Below are 16,423 nucleotides of genomic sequence, written 5' to 3'. Positions count from 1 at the left end.
CGCGACCATCAGTTTAAAGTCCTAATTTCGACTTCAAAATTTCATTCACGGCTTGCGGGTTGGCTTTACCCTGCGATGCTTTCATCACCTGACCAACAAACCAGCCCATCAATTTTGGATTTTGTTGTGCTTTGGCCACTTGGTCCGGGTTGGCGGCAACGATCTCGTCCACCATCTTCTCAATGGCACCCGTGTCAGTCACCTGCTTCATGCCGCGCTCTTCAACGAGCTTGGCTGGATCTCCACCTTCAGTCCAAACGATTTCAAACAGATCTTTTGCGATCTTACCCGAAATATCGCCCTTGGAAATCAAATCGACAATGCCGCCCAATTGCTCAGCGCTCACAGGGCTGGTGGAAATCTCAAGGCCCTCTTTGTTCAAACGACCAAACAATTCATTGATCACCCAGTTTGCCGCCAATTTGCCATCACGACCGTCCGCCACTTTTTCATAAAAGTCGGCTGAGGTGCGATCTGCCACCAAAACGCTGGCGTCATATGGTGTAAGGCCCAATTCCTCAACGAAGCGATGCCGCTTTTCATCGGGCAATTCGGGCAAGCCAGCCTTCAAGCCCTCAATAAAGGCATCGTCAAATTCCAGCGGCAACAGGTCTGGTTCCGGGAAATAGCGATAATCCTGCGCATCTTCTTTAGAGCGCATAGAGCGGGTTTCCCCGGTTTTGGGGTCGAAAAGCCGTGTTTCTTGGTCAACAACGCCGCCATCTTCCAAAATATCGATTTGCCGACGGGCTTCATATTCAATCGCCTGGCCGGCAAACCGCATAGAGTTCACGTTTTTGATTTCGCAGCGTGTACCAAAGTCACCGCCGGGCCGACGCACGGAAACGTTGATATCCGCCCGCAGCGAACCCTGCTCCATATTGCCGTCACACGTGCCCAAATAGCGCATAATGGTGCGCAGCTTATTGATATAGGCCTTGGCTTCGTCAGACGAGCGCAGATCCGGCTTAGACACAATCTCCATCAGCGCCACGCCAGCGCGATTGAGGTCGACAAAGCTCATATTTGGATGTTGGTCGTGCATTAGTTTGCCCGCATCAGTCTCCAAATGCAGCCGCTCGATACCAATTTCAACTTCGCCATCCTCACCCATGTCGAGCAAAACCTTGCCTTCGCCAACAATCGGGTCGAGATATTGAGAAATCTGATAGCCAGGTGGCTGGTCGGGGTAAAAATAGTTTTTGCGGTCGAAAATAGAATGCTTGTTGATTTGTGCTTTAAGGCCAAGACCTGTGCGCACAGCTTGGCGCACACATTCTTCGTTGATCACTGGCAACATGCCCGGCATCGCCGCATCCACAAAACTCACATTGTTGTTGGGTGGCTGGCCAAACTCGGTTGATGAACCGGAAAACAGTTTGGATTCCGAGGTCACTTGCGCGTGCACCTCCAAGCCCAAGACCATTTCCCAATCGCCCGTTGCGCCGCTGATAAACTTCTTCGGGTCGGGCGTGCGTGTATCAACAAGTGTCATATTTTCTTCTCTTCGCTTGATGTCGCGATAGGATTAACTCGCGCTGTCGCTTGTTCTTCTTATGCTATTCTTGGCTGCGGCGGGCGGCAATGACGCCCTTTTCAAAATTCACGTTCCAGTCGATCAAGGTCCGCCAAATCAGCTCGGCTTGGTCCTCGTCCAAATTCTTTTCTAAAGCGCGCTTCCGCACTTTTTCAATCACCGTTTCAATGCGCGCAGGATCAAACGCTTCGTGCGGGTCGGTCTTGATGGCCGCCATCCGGGTCACATAGGCATGGCGCTCCGCAAACAATGAAATCAATTGCTGGTCCAGCCGATCAATCTCGGCGCGTACATCGTCCTTCGTGTGACAGTCTTTAGGCGTCTTCATCAATTCGCTCAATCTGGTCAAAATCCGCATTTACGATAAGACGCGCCAATCAAGGCGCGCCAACGATTTGGATTAAAGCAATTAGCCCCAATTGTCTATTGCTGTGGCAGGCTTTTTCAGTCCATTTTTGCCGCTAATCCGCCAATGTCACCACTCGAAAACCGATGTGCCCATCATTATAGGAAGGGCCATCCTCAAAATGCTTATAGGCAGAGCGCGCCACAAACGGATTTGAGCCCCACCAGCCGCCCTTTTCAGCCTTTTTGTAGCCTGTTTCTGGGCCGGTTGGATCATTGACCGGGCTGTTCGCATAATACCCTTCTCCCAACCAATCCTGCACCCACTCCATTACATTGCCAGACATGTCGAGCGCACCAACCCAACTGGCACCCGCCAGATATTGGCCCACGGGCGCTGTACTCGTCTGGCCAACAATATGAGCATGTTCTGCAACCCAATCATCGCCCCACGGATAGGTCCGGCTTTCTGGCCCGCGCGCCGCGTACTCCCACTCAGCCTCAGTCGGCAATCGACCACCACGCCAAGCGGCAAAGGCTTCGGCTTCATAAAATGTGATGCAGGCACGCGGATGATCTGGTTCATCGGAGGTGTCACAAGGCAGTGGCAAAATGGCGATATATTGCCCTGACAACCATTTTTTGCCCGCCTCACTCCAATATTCTGGCTTTTCATAACCCCCCGCGGCTGCAAACTCAGCAAAGGCCGCATTAGTGACCTCTGTACGGTCAATCCAATAATCGTTCGTCAGGCAAACCTTATGCGCCGGTGTTTCATATTTCGGCGCCGCATTCGCGGCCCATTCTGGCGCGTCCAGACTGTTGATATGAGCGCTTAGCGCCGATTCATTTGTTCCCATTTGAAAGCACCCCGCAGGCACAAATACTTGCGTCACGCCGCTTTCATCCTGTCGCTCAGATCCAGCTTCAATTGCCATTGCGCTAGACCCTGTCATGAGCGCAACACCAATTGTCAGCGCCCGAACCACATTTTGTTTGGCCAAGTTTCCCATCCCCTTTTTCCACCAACTTTAAGCAGCAACGGCGAAATTGCAACGCACGATGCAGCGTTGCCGAATTGCCGCACTCGCTGCGCAATTACAGTTGAAAATAAGATTGAGACTAGACCAAATCGAGCAAATCACTATTGGATAAAATTCCTTCCGAACCTACGGAGTTTTAATGCAACAACTGTCGGAAACCCGCTAAGGACCTGCCGCAAGCGCAGGTCTAAAACGAATTTAAAGACATCATGCGAATGGGCTGGTGGCTTTACGGGTTTGTTGCGCCTTGAAAGATCAAGGCAAAGATCGACAGAATATCAATGGACATATCAAAAGAAGAGCAACACATCTTGCACCATTTGGCGCAAGGCGGCGTGCTGCGCGTGACAAAGAACGAACATAAAAAAGTGACGAAGGTTGAATGCCTTACCCGCGAGGGTTGGCGACTCGAGGCCATCAATGTCCCGCTGTTTCAAAAGATGAAACGCAGGAAATGCATTGCCTCATCCGGTGGCCAACCCTACCGGATCACACGACGCGGACTTGAACTGGTGCGCAGTCAACTCAACAATCGGTAAATCTGAAGGGCGGCCTTGTGCCGCCCTATTTGTTGGTTTTGGCTGAGGGCCGAAGCGCGGCCTCATCCACCAATTCAAATGGCTCTGCACTAAACATGGCGTCCAACCCCACGCCCAGAGCCTTTGATAAATTCAGCGCCAATTCAATGGTTGGGTTAAACTGCTGACGCTCGATGTAGCCAATTGTTTGCGGGTGCACATTGATCAGCTCCGCCAATTGCTGACGTGAAAGCCCCCGCTCAACGCGCAGCATTTTCACCCGATTGTAAAAATTGACCTGTTTGCTGCTCATAGATCATCCTCAACCGATTGCTCACCAGACGCGCCAAGCATCCAGCTCAACACAATATGCTGCGCTGATGCCACAACCACCCAAATCGGGATTGCGAATGCAACATAAACGGCGAATGCCACATCAAGATTCTGAATTGTCAAAAAGAGTGCGGGCGCAAAAAACAGCGAAAATGCAAAAATCACCACTGAAAGACTATGTGATCGCGCTTTGGCTTCGAGATAAATCTGCTCCATGCGTTCATCAAAATGCTTAAACATGGCGCGATTGACCTGAATGACCATCGCCGCCTCAGAAAGCCACGCAATAAACACAACAATGGCGAGCAATGCAAAGTAGGGCAACATCGACCAATTCTGATCCGTTGCGTAAACAAGCAAGCCTGACACAAAGCCGATCCCCATTGCCCCAAGGATAAAAGCGATCACTGTGAGGCGGCGCGCCAAAGCGCTTTGCAAGCCCTCGCCCAATTGCGAGTCAGCCATGCGCTCGATAAAGCGGACATATCCAATGGCACTCAAAAACTTAAAGTCTCGGGATTTCTTTTCATATTTGGGATAACTATACATCATGCAGCTCCATCGGTGCTTATATTAAACATAATATAGCATATATACTACATTTTATAAATTACAAGATACAAAATGAATTTTATCCCGGCACCACATGAATTCCAAATTTTGAAATGATCGCCGCCAATTGGCTTTCGGAAACTTTCATATTCCGAATGCCCGAAAGGGCGGTAATATCAATAGAGTCGAGATTTGCGCCTTGCAGATTGGCATTTTCAAAATTGGTGCGATCATGCAGCACATTCGCCAAATCGCTTTCGCTTAAATCGGCACCGTAAAAGCTGCTGTTTGACAAATCAGCCCCCATCAAGCGGGACCGTACAATTTTGCAATCGTCAAAATTCAACTCATTCAACTTGGCATAATCAAGTTGGCAATCTTCAAACCGCACATCGCGCAACATCTTGTTGTTGCCCACCTCGCGCCCCAAAATGGCGCGGCGCAAATCAACGCCCATCATTTTGCAGTCAGCGAACCGCACCTCATAAAGTTTGGTGCCCATAAAACTGGCGTTGGAAAGGTTGCATTGCTCAAACTGAACGTCGCGCATTTCCACTCGCTCAAAGCTGATTCCCTTATGGGATTCGCTATTGAAGAAGCGGCAATTCTCAAAGCTCACATTGTCGAACTTCGCCGATTTCACACTGGCTTTGGACAGATCGCAATTGATAAAGCTGGCATCTATAAACTCAGCTTCGCTTATGTCGGTCTCCTCGAACACGCAATCTTCAAACTTTGCGCCGGTGAAGTCTTCATCGACCAAGTTTAGCTCAAAAAGAAGGCACGCCTGAATGGGCGTGCCTGCATCAACCCGATCCAACAAATCGGCTTTTGATATTTGTTCGCGAACCAAACTTACCACCACTGTTTGGGGGTAAAATCTTCACCGTGCGCTTTTTCGATCACGCGGCCAGCCGCAAACAATGTTTCTTCATCAAACGGCTTGCCGATCAACTGCAGCCCCAATGGAAGGCCCTGCCCATCTTTGCCCGCAGGCACCGCGATGCCTGGCAAGCCAGCCATGTTCACTGTTACGGTGAAAATGTCATTCAGGTACATTTTGATCGGATCTGTTGCCATGTCCTTATCGGCTACACCAAAGGCAGCTGAAGGCGTGGCTGGCGTCAAAATCGCATCCACACCATCATTAAAGACATCTTCAAAGTCTTTCTTGATCAAGGTGCGCACTTTTTGCGCCCGCAAATAATAGGCGTCGTAATAGCCAGCAGAAAGCGCATAAGTGCCGATCAGCACACGGCGTTGCACTTCACGACCAAAGCCTTCGGCGCGGGTTTGCTCATACATGTCGGTGATGTCTTTGCCCGGCACACGCAAGCCATATTTTACGCCATCATAACGCGCCAAGTTGGAAGAGGCTTCCGCAGGCGCCACGATGTAATAAGCTGGCAAAGCATATTTGGTGTGTGGCAAAGAAATATCTTTGATGGTCGCACCTTCGGCTTTCAACCATTCAAGCCCTTGATGCCAAAGTTTCTCAATCTCTTCGGGCATGCCCTCAACGCGATATTCTTTCGGCACACCAATGGTGAGGCCTTTCACGCCACGCTCAACGGCGGCGGCAAAATCCGGCACAGCCAAATCAACTGACGTGCTGTCTTTCGGGTCAAAGCCTGCCATCGAGGTCATCAAATGCGCACAATCTTCCACCGTGCGGGCAATTGGGCCAGCCTGATCCAATGACGACGCAAAGGCAACAACACCCCAACGCGAACAACGGCCGTAGGTCGGCTTAATGCCCACCGTGCCCGTAAATGCAGCTGGCTGACGGATTGAACCGCCGGTGTCTGTTGCTGTGGCCCCTGCACAAAGCCATCCGGCAACGGCAGATGCAGAACCGCCAGAAGAACCACCAGGCACCAAATCCTTATTGCCGTCTTCAGCACGCCATGGATTGATGACGGGTCCGTAATAGGAGGTCTCGTTTGATGAGCCCATGGCAAACTCGTCCATATTGAGTTTGCCCAACATCACCGCGCCATCGTTCCAAAGATTTTGCGTGACGGTGCTTTCATATTCAGGCTTAAAGCCATCCAAAATGTGGCTCGCGGCTTGGCTGTGCACACCTTTGGTGCAGAACAAATCTTTAATGCCAAGGGGCACACCTTCCAGCGCACCGCCCTCACCTTTGGCCAAGCGTTCGTCACTTTTTTCAGCCATATCCAGCGCCTGATCCGCCGTGACAGCGACATAAGCATTAAGGCTTTGCGCTTTTTCAATGGCGTAAAGGTAAGACGCCGTGACCTCTTTCGAAGTGAAGTCTTTATTTTTCAAGCCTTTTACAGTGTCTGTAAGGCTCAATTTTGTCAGTTCAGTCGTCATGAATTCGTTCCACGCGCAGCGCTATATTCTGCAATCTTGAGGATATGAGAAATTGAAGGGCGTTGGCCTATTCAACCACTTTGGGGACCATAAAGAAGTCGTCTTCGCTCAACGGCGCATTGGCGACAATCTTTTCGGGATAACCACCATCCGTGATCTGATCTTCCCGACGGCGCAACGCCATGGGGGCAACAGATGTCATTGGCTCTACGCCCGAAACATCCACCTCAGACAATTGGTCAACAAAGCCCAAAATAACGTTCAGCTCGCCTTGAAGCTTCTCAACATCATTTTCTTCAATCTTAATGCGGGCAAGACGGCCAATCCGTCTTACGGTATCGGCATCAACCGACATGGCATTCTCCTGAAATAGAAATTAGATCGTCCGCTTTTAGCAATGCGATGCCGATCTCGCAACCAAAGATCAGCAAAAAACACATGTTGACCCCTAATCCCCATAAAGCAAGGGCCACACTGCTTCTCGCAATGCGGCCCCATGGAGCTTTAAAGATTTGGAAAACTTAGTTTTCTTGATCAACACGCACGGCAAATGTGGCCGTGCCAACAATTTTACCGGTGTCATCGCGCACAGGCACGCTCACCTGGCTTTGCACAACCTGTGTCGATTCATCCAACTCGATATCGCCAAGGTCCACACCACCACTATTGAAAGGAATGGACCATTTGTCCTCATCGCCCTGCCAATAGTCCGAAGTTACTGCACTTTGGCCAACATTAAGCCCTTTTGCGTCCACCACAAAAATCTCAGTCAGCACACCATTGCTGTTCGCTTGCACTGATTTTAGGTAATTCGACAAGGGCCGATCCATGACCTCATTGATAAATGGCTTGTCCTCGGCATCAACCTCTGCGCGCCATTGGGCATCAAGTTCATCAATTTTCGCCTGATCATATCCGGCCGTCATTTCATTTTGCTGCACAACAGATGACCAAACAGCCTCACTGTTCACCACCTCAGCAACAGGGCCCGCCACAATCTCATTCAGTAAGTTTTCATAATCGTTCGCCGCAGCGATTTGAACGAAACCCAAAGAAACAATAGCCGTCGCCAAAACCAAATTACGCATTCTCGATCTCCTTCTACAAGACCATAGAAGGGTGCAGCCCATCGGGTTAACGAAGGTCCAATTTGAAACGGTTTCACCGAAAAATCTGATGGCACCGTTAGAAATTAGTTACAAAATAGAATAAAGGCCGATCAATCACTACCAACACGCACAGCAAAGGTGGCTGTGCCTATGGTTTGGTTACGACTATCTCTGACTGGAACACTGATTTGGGCTTGTACTTTTCCGGTTGAGTCATCCAAAGAAACCTCGCCCAGATTAATGCGGCCAGACTGGAAAGGCACTCGCCACTTTTCTTCATCGCCCTGCCAATAATCTGAGGTCACTTTACTCAGCCCCACATTTAAACCCACGGCATCGGTGATGATAATCTCCGTGATCACCCCTTCGCTATTGCGCTGAATACGCTTTAAATAGTCAGACAGGTCCCGCTCGAGGACATTGGATATTAGGGGCTGATGCTCCGCTTGCAATTCAGCACGCCATTTCTCATCCAGCGCCAAGATTTCATTTTGCGAGTAGCTCTCGGTTTGTTCGTTCTGTCGCGCAATTGCCGCGCGGACTTGATCACGGCTCACAACCACAGCGATCGGTCCGGCAACAATCTCATTGAGTAAATCTTCATACTCGCTGGCACCTACTTGCTGCCCAAACACAGCAAGCAAACCCAAAATAATAAAGAATCTAGAGAGCAAGGTTCCTCCATTTTCTTTTCTGTTTCAACTGACGGGATCAAATCTCGACAGCGTAACCCGGCTCCAATATTTGAGCGGGACTATCCCCAACGGCGCACACAAAGCGCTCGAATAGCTCTTCGTCCGGCGTGGGTATGGCCAAAAGGTAATGCCTGGGCTGAATAGTCATCGATTTTTTCGCTTTAATTTCTTTAAAGCTCTTAATCAATTCATCTCGTTCGGCCGCCGCAATGATGACTATAGCATCCGATACCCAATCTGCAGGCAGTATACCATTTTCCAGCCCATCAATCACGATGATAAGGCGTTCTATCCCCACCCTGTCAATCAGGAGGAAGTTTTCGCCCTGCAGATAAAGGTCACCGGCACTATTGTCTTGATCGATTAACCGGCGCGGTCTTGCAGCAGGCTCCTGGCCCGAAAAAGCGGTAAAAGGTGCCGTGGGCTCGTCCTCAAAGGCGATGATCTTCGCCCCTGCTGCTTTCCCGGCATCAATATCCTGAATATTTTGTTTGTTTTTCGCGATCAAAAAATGCTCTAAGCCAAGCTCAAGACGCAAAACATTTTCACCAAGCCAAGTAATACGCATAATTAAAATTCCTATCAGTATATGAAAATGCTAATACAGATTTGGGCACGGTGCAATGGAACTTATGAGAGATTTTTATGTCAGTTGATAACCCGGCAGAATTGCCCGGAAAAGGCCGATTGATGGGCCTGGATTTGGGCACAAAAACCATAGGCGTGGCCATCTCTGACGGGCTGCAATATACAGCGACCCCGCATTCCACCATCAAACGCAAAAAATTCACGCAGGACGCCGAGCAGCTTTTAGCCATCATCAGCGATAATGACGTTGTGGGGATTGTAATTGGCCTACCGCTCAACATGGACGGGTCCGAAGGGCCGCGCGTTCAATCCACCCGCGCCTTCCAGCGCAACTTTGCTCAAAAGACAGATCTGCTCATGGCCTTCTGGGACGAACGCCTGTCCACCAGCGCGGTCACGCGCACCATGATCGAGGCAGACATTTCCCGCGCCAAGCAAGCGGCAGTGGTTGATAAACTCGCGGCCAGCTACATTTTGCAGGGTTATCTAGATAGTAAGCGCTAACAGTTTTTTTAAGGATATGGAGCCAGCTCACTTGTTATGACCGCCGCATTGGGTTATGCCCGATAAACCGATTTGGAATGGCAGGCAAATGACTCCCAACTCGCGCACAAATTCTGACAATGCGTCTGGCACCAACGTGCCCACTCAACACCATTTTTCTCAAAAACATCTTTTAGGCATATCGCACCTCAATCCAGTGGAAATCACTGAATTGCTGGATCGGGCCGAAGCGATGGTGGACATCTCCCGGCAACCCAGAAAGGCAAAACATAGCCTTAAGGGCCGCACCCAGATCAATCTGTTCTTTGAGAACTCTACACGAACCCAATCCAGCTTTGAGATTGCAGGCAAACGATTGGGCGCGGACGTGCTCAATATGGCGGTGCAAACTTCCTCTGTGAAAAAGGGCGAAACCCTGATCGACACAGCGGCAACTTTGAATGCCATGCAACCCGATGTGATCGTGGTGCGCCATGCGGCATCCGGCGCCGTAGAGCTTTTATCACAAAAAGTGGCTTGTTCAGTGATCAACGCTGGCGACGGCACTCACGAGCATCCGACACAGGCCCTGCTTGATGCCTTGACCATCCGCCGCAATAAAGGCCGCCTGAACGGCCTGACCGTGGCCATATGCGGCGACATTGCCAATTCGCGGGTCGCCCGTTCCAATCTTTTGCTGCTGGGTGCCATGAATGCACGTACCCGCGTCGTCGCGCCGAAGAACATGTTGCCCACAGGGGTTGAACATATGGCCGCCGAAGTCTTCACCGATATGGAAGAAGGCTTAAAGGGCGCCGACGTGGTGATGATGCTGCGCCTGCAACATGAACGCGCCTCAGGCAAAATGATCCCCTCTGTGCGAGAGTTCTACCATTTCTACGGCCTGGATGAGCGCAAGCTGGCCTTTGCCAAAGATGATGCCATCGTGATGCACCCTGGCCCCATGAACCGCGGCGTCGAAATTGCACCGACCATTGCCGATGGCCCCCGCTCTGTGATCACCGAACAGGTGGAAATGGGCGTGGCCGTGAGGATGGCCGTATTAGAGGCGTTATTGGCCAATGGGGAGGCAAGCTGATGAAAAACGAATTGATCATCAAAAATGCCCGCTTGGTTGATCCCGCCTCCGGCAAAGATGCGAACGGCGCCCTCTGGATTAAGAACGGCAAAATCAAAGAGATCCATTGGGGAAACGCACCTGATGCCCCTGAAGGGATCGAAACGCGCGACGCCCACGGCAATGTGATTGCCCCCGGCCTGATCGATACCCGCGTTTTTGCAGGCGAACCGGGCCGCGAGCACCGCGAAACCTTGGAAAGTGTCTCCAATGCCGCCGCTGCTGGCGGGGTCACCAGCTTTTTGCTGATGCCTGACACGACTCCGGTGATCGACGATGGCGCACTTGTGGATTTTATCATCCGCCGCGCTGAAGCCACATCCTGCGTGAAAATTCTACCCTCGGCCGCCATTTCAAAGGGGCTTAAAGGACAAGACCTCACGGAATTTGGTTTGCTGAAAGCAGCTGGCGCACGCGCCTTCACGGATGGCAACAGCTCGATCCAGAGCACCGCCATGCTGAAAAATGCTTTTACCTACGCGCAAAATTTCGACATGCCGATCATCCACCAAGTGGGTGATCGCGAACTGATCGGCTCTGGCGTCATGAATTCCGGCATCCTGGCCACAGGGCTTGGACTTAAGGGCATTCCCCACGAAGCCGAAACCATACCCCTGGCACGGGACCTGCAACTGGCGGAAATGACTGGCGTGCGCTATCACACTGCGCAGATTTCCTGCGGCAAAGCTGCCGAGATGATGGCCTATGCCAAGCAAAGCAATAAAAACATCAGCGCGGGCATTTCGATCAATCATTTGTGCCTGAACGAAAATGACATTGGGTCATACCGAACCTATTTCAAACTCAGCCCGCCTTTGCGCGCTGAGGACGAGCGGCAAAAGATGGTCGAAGGTTTGCGCAATGGCACAATCGATATCTTACATTCTGCCCACGACCCGCAGGACACTGAGGGCAAGCGCCGCCCATTTGCAGAAGCCACCGATGGCGCAATTGGCCTCGAAACATTGCTGGGTGCAGCGCTGCGTTTGGTGCATGACGAACAAATCAGCCTTCTGGACCTTCTCAAAACCCTCACCATCAACCCTGCCAAGTTGTTGGGCCTTGAAACAGGCCGCTTGGCCAAAGGCGCAGCGGCGGACCTGATTGAGATCGACCTCAACTACCCATGGGTCGTGGCGGAAACCGACCTCAAATCACGCTCGCAAAACACAGCCTTTGAACATGCTCGCCTATTCGGTAAGGTGACTACAACATGGGTGAACGGCAATATTGTTTTCGAACAAGATGGCACAACAGCGCCATAAGCCTTTGGCCGATACTATTTGACGGGGATCATCATGGACTATGTAAATTTCATCATTGCAATCGCTGGCGGCTATCTGCTGGGTGCAATCCCCTTTGGTTTAGTGCTCACCAAGCTGGCTGGCTTGGGTGACATCCGTGAAATTGGGTCCGGCAATATCGGCGCCACCAACGTGCTGCGCACCGGACGGAAAGATTTGGCCCTACTCACCCTGATTGGCGATGCCGGCAAAGGCGGCCTGGCCGTGCTGTTGGCGCGCTATGCATTTGGCGAGCAAGCTGCCCTATTGGCAGGTGTTGCCGCATTCGCCGGTCACGTATGGCCGATCTGGTTGGGTTTCAAAGGCGGCAAAGGTGTTGCCACATATATCGGGACCCTGTTGGCCCTCAATTGGATGGTGTGCCTGCTGTTCTGCGCCACATGGCTTATTGTTGCGGTGCTGCGCCGTTATTCTTCACTCGCCGCGCTCAGCGCTGCAGCAGCGGCCCCTGTTTTTGCCTATATCTGGTCCGGCGTTGCGTTAAGCGCTGCTTGTGCCATACTCTCGCTTATTCTTTACTACCGACATAAAGACAATATTTTAAGATTACTCGATGGCACAGAAACCAAAATCGGCGGCGCAAAAGCTGCCAACGGCGAGACGTCATAAGCAATTTGGCAGGTGCCGCTAATGGACGGCACTGCGCAATCAACAGAAATTGGCGAACAAACGCTTTTTGATTGGCTCCGGCTTATCCGGTCAGACAATGTCGGGCCCGCCATGTTCAGGCGGCTGATCAATCGCTTCGGCTCAGCAGAGAATGCGATAGAGGCGCTGCCCGACCTCATCAAAGGATCAACGGCCAAACGCGCGATCCGACTGGCGCCGCCGGACAAGATCGCACAGGAAATTGAACTCACCCGCAAATTCAGCGCACAATTCGTCACGCTTATCGACCCTGCCTATCCAGAGCTCCTCAAACATATCAGCGACGCCCCGCCGGTTCTGATTGTCTTGGGCAACAAGGAGTTGCTCAACGCCAAAGCAGTTGCTGTGGTGGGCGCGCGCAATGCCAGCGCGGCAGGCACGAGCGTCACCAAGCAAATCGCGCATCAACTGGGCGAGGCTGGCTATGTCATCGCCTCCGGCTTGGCCAAAGGCATTGATGCCGCTGCGCACGCGGCGGCGCTCAAGACGGGCACAATCGCTGTATTCGCCGGGGGCATTGATCACATCTACCCTGACAGCAATATCGAGCTTGCCCGAAATATCCTGCGACACAAAGGGGTTTTGATGACCGAACGCGCCTTTGGCAGCGTGCCGCGGGCGCAAGACTTTCCGCGCCGCAACCGCATTGTCTCCGGCATTTCTCAGGGCGTCGTGGTGATTGAAGCCGCCATCCGTTCCGGGTCATTGATCACTGCCCGCATGGCACTTGAGCAAAATCGTGAAGTGATGGCCTTACCCGGCTTCCCGCTCGATCCCCGCGCCGAAGGCGGCAATAAACTGATCCGCGACGGCGCAACTTTGGTGCGACATGCGGATGATATCTTGCAAGAATTGGAACAAAGCCGCACACCCAAGCAACAAGGCTTCTTGCAAGAAGATGAGTTCGACACTATCTACACCTCAACGCAACAAGCCCCCAATGCAACCGAACAGGTGCTCAGCGCGTTAAGCCCCACACCAACACCAATCGATGATATTGTGCGCCATACAAAGCTGCCGGTGGCGATTGTCTCAACGATATTGTTGGATTTGGAAATCGCTGGTCGACTTGAACGATCTGCGGGTCAGCTTGTCGCGCTGCGCCCCTAAAAACTGATCCAAACACGCAGCAAAACCGAATATGCAAAGAGGCACTTTACCGTTTGGTCATTGACAATTGGACCAAAGCAAGACCATGTTGCCGCCGATTTGACGTTAGGACCTAAGGACCGATTGAATGAAGCTGGTTATTGTCGAAAGCCCTGCAAAAGCGAAGACCATCAATAAATATTTGGGCAAAGACTATGAAGTTTTGGCTTCATTTGGCCACGTGCGCGATCTGCCATCTAAAGATGGCTCCGTCGACCCCGATGACGATTTTGCCATGAAATGGGAAGTCGACAGCGACAGTAAAAAACGTCTCACTGAAATCACCAAGGCCACAAAGGCCGCCGACGAACTGATTCTCGCGACTGACCCTGACCGCGAAGGTGAAGCCATTTCGTGGCACGTATTGGAAGTGCTGAAACAGAAAAAAGCGCTGAAAGACAAAAAAGTCAGCCGCGTCGTATTCAACGCCATCACCAAAAAGGCGATCTTGGAGGCGATGGAAAAGCCGCGCGAACTCGACACGCCGCTGGTGGATGCCTATCTGGCCCGCCGCGCGCTCGATTATTTGGTGGGCTTCACCCTGTCGCCTGTGCTGTGGCGCAAACTGCCCGGCTCACGCTCCGCTGGCCGTGTGCAATCAGTAGCGCTGCGCCTTGTTTGTGAACGCGAAGAAGAGATTGAAAAGTTCAAGCCACAAGAATATTGGAGCGTCACCAGCACGCTCAATCAAGGCGGCAAAGACTTTGATACGCGCCTCTACACCCTCAACGGCAAGAAGACCGACAAGTTGGAAATCGCGACACAAGAACAAGCCGCGTCGCTGAAAAGCGCCATTGAAGCGGGTAACTTGCAGATCAAATCGGTTGAGAAAAAGCCAACCAAGCGCAATCCCTATGCGCCGTTCACCACATCAACCATGCAGCAGGACGCATCGAGCCGCTTAGGGTTTTCCCCATCGCGCACCATGCAAGTGGCTCAACGCCTCTATGAAGCTGGTTTGATCACTTATATGCGGACAGATGGTGTGCAAATCGCCCCTGAAGCGATCAACGCCACACGTGCGCAGATTGAAAAAGAGTTTGGTGGCAACTACTTGCCCGAAAAGCCGCGAATTTATCAATCCAAAGCCAAGAACGCGCAAGAGGCCCACGAAGCGATCCGGCCAACAGATTTGTCGCGTAATCCTAAAGACACTAAGAGCCTCGAGAGCGATCAGGCACGCCTTTATGAATTGGTGTGGAAACGCACCATGGCCAGCCAGATGCGCGCCGCTGAAATTGAACGCACCACCGCCGACATCGATGTGCTTGGCGGCAGCGACCAGATTACGCTCCGTGCTGTTGGGTCGGTGACCACTTTCCCCGGCTTTATGTCGCTCTATGGTGTTTCCACCACCGAAAAAGACGATGAGAACAGCCGCGAATTGCCACCACTGGCCGAAGGGGACAACCCAGCGCTGAAGAAATGCGAAATTGAACAGCATTTCACTCAGCCGCCCGCCCGCTTCAGCGAAGCCAGCTTGATCAAAAAAATGGAAGAGCTGGGCATTGGCCGCCCCTCCACTTACGCCGCAACGCTCGGCGTGTTGCAAGCGCGTGATTATGTGCGGCTGGAAAAGCGCACCTTGATCCCGGAAGACCGGGGCCGATTGGTGACCGCCTTCTTGCAAAGCTTTTTCGAACGCTATGTGGAATATAGTTTTACGGCGAATTTGGAAGAACAGCTCGACCGCATTTCAGCGGGTGAAATCGACTATAAGAAAGTCCTGGTCGATTTTTGGCGCGACTTTTCCGAACATGTCACCGAAATCAAGGATTTGCGCGTATCCGAAGTGCTCGACGCCTTGAACGCCTTGCTCGGCGACCATATCTTCCCGCCAAAGGAAGATGGCAGCGACCCGCGCAAATGCCCAGATTGTGACACAGGCCAACTATCGCTCAAAGTTGGCCGCTATGGCGCCTTTATCGGCTGCTCCAACTATCCAGAGTGTAAACACACCCGCCAATTGGGCGAAAGCGCCACAGGCGAAGCCGGCCAAGCGGATGGCACAGGTGTGGTGGGCCAGCACCCGGAATATGGCGTCGATATTGAATTGAAAAAGGGACGTTTCGGTCCCTATCTCGAAATGGAAGTCGATGGCGAGAAAAAGCGGTCTGGTTTGCCCAAAGGTTGGACCCCGGACAGCATCGACCTCGACAAAGCCGTGAAACTGATCTCACTTCCCCGTGACGTTGGCGAACACCCCGAAACGGGCAAAATGATCACTGCAGGGCTTGGCCGCTATGGCCCATTCGTGTTGCACGATGGCACTTATGCCAACTTATCGGATATTGAAGAAGTGTTCAGCGTTGGCTTAAACCGCGCCGTATCCGTTCTGGCTGAAAAAGCCGCCAAAGGCGGCCGTCGCGGCGCCGCGCAAACACTAAAAGAATTGGGCGATCACCCAGAGGGTGGCCCCATAACCGTAAAAGATGGCCGATATGGCCCTTATGTCAACCATGCGAAAATTAATGCCACCCTGCCCAAGGACACTGACCCACAGTCCGTCACCTTGGAGCAAGCGCTTGAGCTGATTGCAGCAAAAGCGGCCAAGGGCCCGGCAAAGAAAAAACGCAAAGCCCCCGCAAAAAAGAAGGCTCCGGCCAAGAAGAAGGCGGCGGCGAAGTCATAAGAAATAATT

General features: G+C 52.0%; 18 protein-coding genes. 7 read left to right on the top strand and 11 right to left on the bottom strand.

What is annotated here, in order from left to right; translation table 11 throughout:
• Nucleotides 1-13: 13 nt before the first annotated feature.
• The 3 genes from gatB to G549_RS21420 form a co-directional block, all read right to left on the bottom strand.
• Nucleotides 14-1,495, bottom strand: a complete 1,482-nt coding sequence (gene gatB / locus G549_RS0111660) for an Asp-tRNA(Asn)/Glu-tRNA(Gln) amidotransferase subunit GatB (protein ID WP_027835181.1) — start codon at nucleotides 1,493-1,495, stop codon at nucleotides 14-16.
• Nucleotides 1,496-1,559: 64 nt separating this feature from the next.
• Nucleotides 1,560-1,865, bottom strand: coding sequence for a chorismate mutase (locus tag G549_RS0111655; RefSeq protein ID WP_027835180.1), 306 nt, complete (start codon nucleotides 1,863-1,865; stop codon nucleotides 1,560-1,562).
• A 133-nt stretch (nucleotides 1,866-1,998) separates the two neighbouring features.
• Nucleotides 1,999-2,886, bottom strand: coding sequence for a formylglycine-generating enzyme family protein (locus G549_RS21420; protein WP_169449644.1), 888 nt, complete (start codon nucleotides 2,884-2,886; stop codon nucleotides 1,999-2,001).
• Between the two features lie 320 nt (nucleotides 2,887-3,206).
• Here G549_RS21420 and G549_RS0111645 point away from each other — a divergent pair, with 320 nt between their 5' ends.
• Nucleotides 3,207-3,464: a YjhX family toxin gene (locus G549_RS0111645; RefSeq protein WP_027835178.1), complete on the top strand. Its 258-nt coding sequence runs from the start codon at nucleotides 3,207-3,209 to the stop codon at nucleotides 3,462-3,464.
• 25 nt (nucleotides 3,465-3,489) lie between these two features.
• Here the strand turns inward: G549_RS0111645 and G549_RS0111640 are convergent, their stop codons facing one another.
• The 8 genes from G549_RS0111640 to G549_RS0111605 all read right to left on the bottom strand — a co-directional run bounded on the left by G549_RS0111640 (nucleotide 3,490) and on the right by G549_RS0111605 (nucleotide 9,040).
• Nucleotides 3,490-3,756: a helix-turn-helix transcriptional regulator gene (locus G549_RS0111640; RefSeq protein ID WP_027835177.1), complete on the bottom strand. Its 267-nt coding sequence runs from the start codon at nucleotides 3,754-3,756 to the stop codon at nucleotides 3,490-3,492.
• Nucleotides 3,753-4,325 (bottom strand): hypothetical protein, encoded by a 573-nt coding sequence (locus G549_RS0111635; protein WP_027835176.1) that lies wholly within the window; start codon nucleotides 4,323-4,325, stop codon nucleotides 3,753-3,755. The genes G549_RS0111640 and G549_RS0111635 overlap by 4 nt, the downstream gene beginning before the upstream one ends.
• A gap of 82 nt (nucleotides 4,326-4,407) precedes the next feature.
• Nucleotides 4,408-5,181, bottom strand: coding sequence for a pentapeptide repeat-containing protein (locus tag G549_RS0111630; protein WP_169449643.1), 774 nt, complete (start codon nucleotides 5,179-5,181; stop codon nucleotides 4,408-4,410).
• A gap of 2 nt (nucleotides 5,182-5,183) precedes the next feature.
• On the bottom strand, nucleotides 5,184-6,668 hold the full coding sequence (gene gatA, locus G549_RS0111625) for an Asp-tRNA(Asn)/Glu-tRNA(Gln) amidotransferase subunit GatA (RefSeq protein ID WP_027835174.1): 1,485 nt from the start codon (nucleotides 6,666-6,668) through the stop codon (nucleotides 5,184-5,186).
• A 67-nt stretch (nucleotides 6,669-6,735) separates the two neighbouring features.
• Nucleotides 6,736-7,023 (bottom strand): Asp-tRNA(Asn)/Glu-tRNA(Gln) amidotransferase subunit GatC, encoded by a 288-nt coding sequence (gene gatC / locus G549_RS0111620; RefSeq protein ID WP_027835173.1) that lies wholly within the window; start codon nucleotides 7,021-7,023, stop codon nucleotides 6,736-6,738.
• A gap of 166 nt (nucleotides 7,024-7,189) precedes the next feature.
• Entirely contained in the window at nucleotides 7,190-7,756 is a 567-nt protein-coding gene (locus G549_RS0111615; RefSeq protein ID WP_036222530.1) for a hypothetical protein, read from the bottom strand.
• Nucleotides 7,757-7,887: 131 nt separating this feature from the next.
• Entirely contained in the window at nucleotides 7,888-8,451 is a 564-nt protein-coding gene (locus tag G549_RS0111610) for a PDC sensor domain-containing protein (protein ID WP_156905547.1), read from the bottom strand.
• A 37-nt stretch (nucleotides 8,452-8,488) separates the two neighbouring features.
• Nucleotides 8,489-9,040 carry a hypothetical protein gene (locus G549_RS0111605; protein ID WP_027835170.1) on the bottom strand — a complete coding sequence of 184 codons (552 nt, stop codon included), beginning with the start codon at nucleotides 9,038-9,040 and terminating at the stop codon, nucleotides 8,489-8,491.
• A gap of 77 nt (nucleotides 9,041-9,117) precedes the next feature.
• On the opposite strand from G549_RS0111605, the gene ruvX reads away from it, so the two are divergent.
• The 6 genes from ruvX to topA all read left to right on the top strand — a co-directional run bounded on the left by ruvX (nucleotide 9,118) and on the right by topA (nucleotide 16,414).
• Complete coding sequence (gene ruvX / locus G549_RS0111600; RefSeq protein ID WP_036222529.1) at nucleotides 9,118-9,564, top strand: Holliday junction resolvase RuvX; 447 nt, start codon at nucleotides 9,118-9,120, stop codon at nucleotides 9,562-9,564.
• Between the two features lie 88 nt (nucleotides 9,565-9,652).
• Nucleotides 9,653-10,642 carry an aspartate carbamoyltransferase catalytic subunit gene (locus tag G549_RS0111595; protein WP_084634185.1) on the top strand — a complete coding sequence of 330 codons (990 nt, stop codon included), beginning with the start codon at nucleotides 9,653-9,655 and terminating at the stop codon, nucleotides 10,640-10,642.
• Nucleotides 10,642-11,946 carry a dihydroorotase gene (gene pyrC, locus G549_RS0111590; RefSeq protein ID WP_027835167.1) on the top strand — a complete coding sequence of 435 codons (1,305 nt, stop codon included), beginning with the start codon at nucleotides 10,642-10,644 and terminating at the stop codon, nucleotides 11,944-11,946. Before G549_RS0111595 ends, pyrC begins: the two co-directional genes overlap by 1 nt.
• 33 nt (nucleotides 11,947-11,979) lie before the next feature.
• Complete coding sequence (plsY, locus tag G549_RS0111585) at nucleotides 11,980-12,594, top strand: glycerol-3-phosphate 1-O-acyltransferase PlsY (RefSeq protein WP_036222527.1); 615 nt, start codon at nucleotides 11,980-11,982, stop codon at nucleotides 12,592-12,594.
• A 21-nt stretch (nucleotides 12,595-12,615) separates the two neighbouring features.
• Nucleotides 12,616-13,743 carry a DNA-processing protein DprA gene (gene dprA / locus G549_RS0111580; RefSeq protein ID WP_036222526.1) on the top strand — a complete coding sequence of 376 codons (1,128 nt, stop codon included), beginning with the start codon at nucleotides 12,616-12,618 and terminating at the stop codon, nucleotides 13,741-13,743.
• Between the two features lie 127 nt (nucleotides 13,744-13,870).
• On the top strand, nucleotides 13,871-16,414 hold the full coding sequence (topA, locus tag G549_RS0111575; RefSeq protein WP_027835164.1) for a type I DNA topoisomerase: 2,544 nt from the start codon (nucleotides 13,871-13,873) through the stop codon (nucleotides 16,412-16,414).
• Nucleotides 16,415-16,423: the final 9 nt, after the last annotated feature.

It is taken from the genome of Maritalea myrionectae DSM 19524, assembly GCF_000423365.1.
GTDB lineage: Bacteria > Pseudomonadota > Alphaproteobacteria > Rhizobiales > Devosiaceae > Maritalea > Maritalea myrionectae.
The sequence above is the reverse complement of the archived record's forward strand: the minus strand, read 5'-3'. Positions and strand labels throughout refer to the sequence as shown.

Bases quoted from the DNA above. Each gene is read 5' to 3' on its own strand.
- G549_RS0111605 (WP_027835170.1), bottom strand. From the start codon at position 9,040: ATGCGTATTACTTGGCTTGGTGAAAATGTTTTGCGTCTTGAGCTTGGC.
- plsY (WP_036222527.1), top strand. From the start codon at position 11,980: ATGGACTATGTAAATTTCATCATTGCAATCGCTGGCGGCTATCTGCTG.
- G549_RS0111640 (WP_027835177.1), bottom strand. From the start codon at position 3,756: ATGAGCAGCAAACAGGTCAATTTTTACAATCGGGTGAAAATGCTGCGC.
- topA (WP_027835164.1), top strand. From the start codon at position 13,871: ATGAAGCTGGTTATTGTCGAAAGCCCTGCAAAAGCGAAGACCATCAAT.
- G549_RS0111655 (WP_027835180.1), bottom strand. From the start codon at position 1,865: ATGAAGACGCCTAAAGACTGTCACACGAAGGACGATGTACGCGCCGAG.
- gatC (WP_027835173.1), bottom strand. From the start codon at position 7,023: ATGTCGGTTGATGCCGATACCGTAAGACGGATTGGCCGTCTTGCCCGC.
- gatA (WP_027835174.1), bottom strand. From the start codon at position 6,668: ATGACGACTGAACTGACAAAATTGAGCCTTACAGACACTGTAAAAGGC.
- G549_RS0111615 (WP_036222530.1), bottom strand. From the start codon at position 7,756: ATGCGTAATTTGGTTTTGGCGACGGCTATTGTTTCTTTGGGTTTCGTT.
- G549_RS0111645 (WP_027835178.1), top strand. From the start codon at position 3,207: ATGGACATATCAAAAGAAGAGCAACACATCTTGCACCATTTGGCGCAA.
- G549_RS0111595 (WP_084634185.1), top strand. From the start codon at position 9,653: ATGACTCCCAACTCGCGCACAAATTCTGACAATGCGTCTGGCACCAAC.
- G549_RS0111635 (WP_027835176.1), bottom strand. From the start codon at position 4,325: ATGTATAGTTATCCCAAATATGAAAAGAAATCCCGAGACTTTAAGTTT.
- gatB (WP_027835181.1), bottom strand. From the start codon at position 1,495: ATGACACTTGTTGATACACGCACGCCCGACCCGAAGAAGTTTATCAGC.
- pyrC (WP_027835167.1), top strand. From the start codon at position 10,642: ATGAAAAACGAATTGATCATCAAAAATGCCCGCTTGGTTGATCCCGCC.
- ruvX (WP_036222529.1), top strand. From the start codon at position 9,118: ATGTCAGTTGATAACCCGGCAGAATTGCCCGGAAAAGGCCGATTGATG.
- dprA (WP_036222526.1), top strand. From the start codon at position 12,616: ATGGACGGCACTGCGCAATCAACAGAAATTGGCGAACAAACGCTTTTT.